This is a genomic window from Elstera litoralis (assembly GCF_000963705.1).
Classification (GTDB): Bacteria; Pseudomonadota; Alphaproteobacteria; order Elsterales; family Elsteraceae; genus Elstera; species Elstera litoralis.
On sequence record NZ_LAJY01000413.1, the window covers coordinates 1 to 4,934 of the forward strand.

The following is a 4,934-nucleotide window of genomic DNA, read 5'->3' on the forward strand; positions in this document are numbered from 1 at the left end:
CTGAAACCGTTCTTCAAATTGATCACAGCGCCAATTCAGTTGCTCAAAAAACCGCTTCGGTGAATAGCGCTATCGAGCCACAGAAACTGAAGCCGGAATCGTTCTAGACTCGTCTAATACTGTCCTAGATCAAACAAATAATCTAATGCGGAAGGTTGGCGTTCTATTAAGCGAGCTCCGTCAGTATGGGGCAACCTTGTCCTCAAAGCTTCCCGCGTAACGCGTGAAGTCGGAACAAACCCCTGCGCGAAATGAGAGATTGAGCGCAGGGGTGCGGATAATTTTCCTTAATCCCGTTGTAATGCCCCTGGTTTGGGGCACCCTTGAGGCATAAGCTGTCACAGGGAACGATTGTGACGAGGAAGTACGGCACTATGCTCAAAGAATTTCGGGAATTTGCCCTGAAGGGCAATGTCGTGGATCTCGCCGTTGGCGTCATCATCGGCGCGGCCTTCGGCAAGATCGTCGCCTCAATGGTCGAAGACGTGCTGATGCCGATTATCGGCTGGATCGCGGGGGGCTTAGATTTCTCCAACTATTTCCTGCCGCTGGTGAACTCGGTCACGGCAACCTCCTATGCCGACGCCAAGGCGCAGGGCGCGGTGATCGGCTATGGTCAGTTTCTGACGATTTCGATCAATTTCATGATCGTCGCCTGGGTGCTGTTCATGGTGATTAAGGCCGTCAATAAGCTGCGCCGCCAGGCCCCGCCGCCGGAACCGGCCCCCGCCGTCTTGCCCGAGGATATTGCCCTGCTGCGCGAAATTCGCGATCTGCTCGCGCGCACCAAACCGTAAGCGACCGGGATGCTGCAATCCCCACACCCGGCGGTTCTGCCCGAGAGGCTTCCCGAAACGCTGAAAGCCGCCGTTGGCCTCGTGGAGCTTTTGCTGACAACCGACCTGACCCTGGAGCAGAAACATTACACGCTCGCCCTTGCGCGCCTCCTAACCTGCGACGCCGAAACAAGAGCGCCCGCGCCGGAAGGCATAGCCTATATCGACCGAGAGGTTTTGGCTGAGCTTCACCATTATCTCCCCGCCCGTGGTTGCGCCGCGATTCTGGCGCAGTTTCACGGAACAGCGGACCAATTGCTGACCGACGCGGCCGAGGCACTCGCGGCGGAAGCCCCGGAGGCATTGGCCCGCACGGCCCATTCCCTCATCGGTACAATGGGGGCCGTGGGCATGACCCTGATGGTCCAAGAAGCCCGCGCCATCACCCTCGCGCTGCGGCAGAACGATTGGGCCTGCGCCGCCGCGCGCACCGCCGCCCTGCCCGCCCTCTACGAGGCCTCGACCGCCGCGCTCAAGACGGTTATCGAAACCTTCAGCGACAAAAGTCTCTAAGCGCTTTTCCTGCACGCGGCATATTGTCGGATGCCTGCGCATCTTGTAACCTACACTCAGAAGTTGTTTGTTACTCCCGTGGCGCAGAAAGCGTTGCCGGATTTTTCAGTGGGAGAATCCCATGACCTCGATCTCCTCATCACCCGCCAAGGCCGGTTTCGCGTCTTCGGTAGCTTGGACCGCGTCACCGAAATCGACCGCCGCCGATAGCGCGCGTTGGGATGGTGCTGTTGTGGTCGATTTTTCGCCGCTGGCCTTTTCAACCCCGTCGCCGCACGACAGCTTAAATGGCCAGACCGTTCATCTCGGCACGCGGCCCGAGTTGATCGCGGAACTCGAAGCGACGCGCCAGAGCATCGACGAAGCAATGGCCGCCGAACAAAAAGCCAAGGACGATGTGAAGGCCAATAAGACTGTAAAGCCCTTCACCCTGAAAGAATTGCTCGAAAAGCTGGACGAAAAATACGACGTACTCTCGGCCCAACGCCAAGAGCGCCGCAATCCCGACGTGTTGAGCGCCGAGCAGCGCGCCCTGCTGCGCGAAGAGCGCCTCGGCCCCCTTTGGAAAAAACGCTTCAGCCTGCGCTGGTAAGGTGCCCCCCTGGCAGATCCACCGCTTGCCTTTCGTCTTCAGAAAAAACGTTATGTTATAACATATTTTATAGCTCCTGAGGTCTCCATGCTCTCCCGCCGCCTGCTGCTTAGCCTTCCCGCCGCCCTGCTCTTGATCCCGGCCCTGCCCGTCCGCGCCGCCGATCCGCTCCCGGTGGTCGCCAGCTTTTCGATTTTGGGCGATCTCGTCCGTCAGGTCGCGGGGCCGGACGCCGAGGTGAAAACCCTCGTGGGGCCGGATGGCGACGCGCATGTCTATCAGCCGAGCCCGACCGACGCGAAAGCCGTGGCCGGGGCCAAGCTGATCTTCCTGAACGGGCTCGGCTTTGAAGGCTGGATGGGCCGCTTGCTGAAAAGTAGCGGCACTAAGGGCAAGGCGATCACCGTGACGCACGGCGTGAAACCGCGCGCCGCCGACCATGACGGCCACGATCACGGGAATGTCGATCCGCACGCGTGGCAGGATGTCGGCAATGTCCGTATCATGGTCGCCAATATCGCGAATGCCCTGACCGACGCCGACCCGGCCCATGCCGAGGGCTATAAGGCCCGCGCCGCCGCCTATCAGGCCGAGTTGGAGACGCTCGAGAGCGAGATCAAGGCGCAGATCGGTGCGCTCACCGCCGTTCAGCGCCGCGTCATCACCTCCCACGATGCTTTCGGCTATTACGGCAAGGCCTATGGCGTCAGCTTCCGCGCGCCGCAGGGGATGAATACCGACAGCGAGGCTTCGGCCAAGGATGTCGCCAAGCTCATCAGCCAGATTCGCAAAGAGAAGATTAAAGCCGTCTTCGTCGAGAATATTTCGGACCCGCGCCTGACGCAGCAGCTTGCCAAGGAAGCCGGGGCCGTCATCGGCGGCGCGCTCTATTCCGACGCGCTCTCCGCCACGGGCGGCCCGGCGGCGCGCTATCTCGATATGATGCGCCACAATACGAAAACCCTGGTGACGGGAATGATGCAGAACTGAGGCCAGGGACGGTGACGCCGCGCGCCGCACGCTCTATATAAGGCGTATGCGAATTCTTCTTCTAACCCTGCTGGGACTGGCCGCGCTGTTCGGACCAACACCCGCCGCGCGCGCCCATCCCCATGTTTGGATGGAGCTTGAAATGCGTCTCCACACTAAGGGCGGCGCGCTGACGGGCATCGAGCTGACGTGGGCGTGGGACGAGGTCTACTCCGATCCGTTTCGCACCAATTATGACCGCAATCGCAATGGGCGCTTCGACCCGGCGGAGGCAAAGGACTTGATCGCCCAGGAAATCACTCAGCCGCAAGCGTTTTCGGATTTCGTCTTCGTCTATGCTTCCGGCAAGCGCGTCCCGGTGGGGCCGATGGAAAACCTAACGGTCGATCTCAACGGCAAGCAGATGCGCTTTCGCTTCTTCGTGCCGCTGTCCCATCCCGTCGCCCTAAGCGGGGCCGGGGCGGCGCGCAAAGTGACCATCGGCAGCTATGATCCCGACTATTACATCGAAAGCCTGCTGCCGGAAAACCGGCCCGGCGTTAGCTTCGCCGAGCCGACGCCGAGTTGCTCGATCGTGATTCAAGAAGACCGCGCCCATCCGATCTATTTCGGCATGGCCTACCCGCAAGTGGCATCGCTGCAATGTCCCGATTGATCGTTCGGCTGTTTGTGCTGCTGGCCGTGCTGATGCCGCTCGCCCCTGCCCTCGCCCAGGTTGGGCCGATGCGCGGCGCGCCCACGGCCCCCAGGCCGCCCCGGACGAGAGCAATGGCGCGATGCGCTGGCTCGCGGCCCAGCAGCGCGACGCCGCCTTCAAGTTTCGCCGCCTGCTGATCGACCTGCGCGACCGGCAGTCTTGGTTGACCCTGGCGACCGCCGTTGGCCTTGCCTTTCTCTATGGCATTTTCCACGCCGCCGGGCCGGGCCACGGCAAGATGCTGGTGATCTCCTATTTCCTCGGGCGACAGGCCCGCCTCGCCGAAGGGCTGCGCATGGGGGTGCGCATTGCGCTCACCCATGTGGCCTCGGCGCTCGCCATCGTCGCCGTGCTGTTTTTACTGTTCGACGGCAAACCCGCCCCGGATTTCGAAAGCACGCGGGAGGTGCGCCTGATCGCCTATGCCGGGATTATCGCCCTCGGCCTGTGGTTTTTACTGGAAGCGGGCGAGCGCGTGCGCCAAGGCCTCGCCCCCGCCGACTGCGGCCACAACCATCATCACGGGCACTCCCATGCGCCCGCCCCGCCCCGACCCTCTGGCGCGCGCGGTTTGACCGGCTGGATGGCCGGGGCCGTGCCCTGTACCGGGGCGATTATCGTGTTGGTTTTCTGTGCCGCGAACGGGCTGTGGTTGACGGGGCTGCTGATGGTGAGCGCCATCGCCCTCGGCATGGCCCTCACGATGACCGGCCTCGGCGTGCTGACGCTGGTGGCGCGCGGCTGGGTGAGCCGCTGGGCCGAACGCCGCCCTCAGGCGGGATTCTTGAACCTTGTCATGGCCTTAGCCGGGCCTGCCCTCGTCACCCTCGGCGGGATGCTCTTGCTCGCCCTAACGCTCTAGGTGGTCTTTCGGGGCGGTCCGTATGTTTTTTTCGGGAATCAGACGATGTACCTTGCCGCTGAGAGAAACTTCCCGTAAGCTGAGTTTTGGGATGGCGTATCGTGTGGGAAGTGACGAATAGCGGTCGTGTATACGGGCGGGACAACGTACTTTTCACCGGCGCCGCATTCGGCAGGTTTAAGTTGGATGCGCGCAGGAAGAAAGTAGGAAGCGAGGCCGGATGTTTTCCGGTTCCTCAGGACCAAAAGGTTCTTCTATAGGATAGCGTGATCGGCCCTCAGTAACGGGTGGATTGCACTTTCAAGCGTAGCAAACAGTTTTTACTTGGTCGGAGCGACAATCACGCGTCAGGCACGGGGCGCGCGATAAGTCTCAGCTCGCCCGGCCATTAAGTTGATTTGGTCCGCCTCAATTGGCGGTTCGTACGGAGTTTGTCGGTTCATG

7 protein-coding genes are annotated in these 4,934 nt (G+C 61.4%); all 7 read left to right on the forward strand.

Going from position 1 to position 4,934, the window contains the following annotated elements:
• The first annotated feature begins 374 nt into the window (after nt 1–374).
• The 7 genes from mscL to VZ95_RS14780 all read left to right on the forward strand — a co-directional run bounded on the left by mscL (nt 375) and on the right by VZ95_RS14780 (nt 4,490).
• Nucleotides 375–797, forward strand: a complete 423-nt coding sequence (mscL, locus tag VZ95_RS14755; RefSeq protein WP_045776534.1) for a large conductance mechanosensitive channel protein MscL — start codon at nt 375–377, stop codon at nt 795–797.
• Nucleotides 798–806: 9 nt separating this feature from the next.
• Nucleotides 807–1,349: an Hpt domain-containing protein gene (locus VZ95_RS14760; protein ID WP_045776535.1), complete on the forward strand. Its 543-nt coding sequence runs from the start codon at nt 807–809 to the stop codon at nt 1,347–1,349.
• A gap of 121 nt (nt 1,350–1,470) precedes the next feature.
• Nucleotides 1,471–1,941: an ABC transporter C-terminal domain-containing protein gene (locus VZ95_RS14765; RefSeq protein ID WP_045776536.1), complete on the forward strand. Its 471-nt coding sequence runs from the start codon at nt 1,471–1,473 to the stop codon at nt 1,939–1,941.
• Between the two features lie 87 nt (nt 1,942–2,028).
• Nucleotides 2,029–2,931 (forward strand): metal ABC transporter substrate-binding protein, encoded by a 903-nt coding sequence (locus VZ95_RS14770; protein WP_045776537.1) that lies wholly within the window; start codon nt 2,029–2,031, stop codon nt 2,929–2,931.
• 46 nt (nt 2,932–2,977) lie between these two features.
• The gene (locus VZ95_RS14775; RefSeq protein WP_045776538.1) at nt 2,978–3,586 is read left to right on the forward strand and encodes a DUF1007 family protein; all 609 of its coding nucleotides are present in this window, start codon (nt 2,978–2,980) and stop codon (nt 3,584–3,586) included.
• A complete protein-coding gene (locus VZ95_RS24265; RefSeq protein ID WP_156995320.1) occupies nt 3,574–3,765 on the forward strand; it encodes a hypothetical protein in 192 nt (63 codons plus the stop codon). Before VZ95_RS14775 ends, VZ95_RS24265 begins: the two co-directional genes overlap by 13 nt.
• Entirely contained in the window at nt 3,708–4,490 is a 783-nt protein-coding gene (locus tag VZ95_RS14780) for a nickel/cobalt transporter (RefSeq protein ID WP_045776539.1), read from the forward strand. The genes VZ95_RS24265 and VZ95_RS14780 overlap by 58 nt, the downstream gene beginning before the upstream one ends.
• The last annotated feature ends 444 nt before the right edge of the window (nt 4,491–4,934 follow it).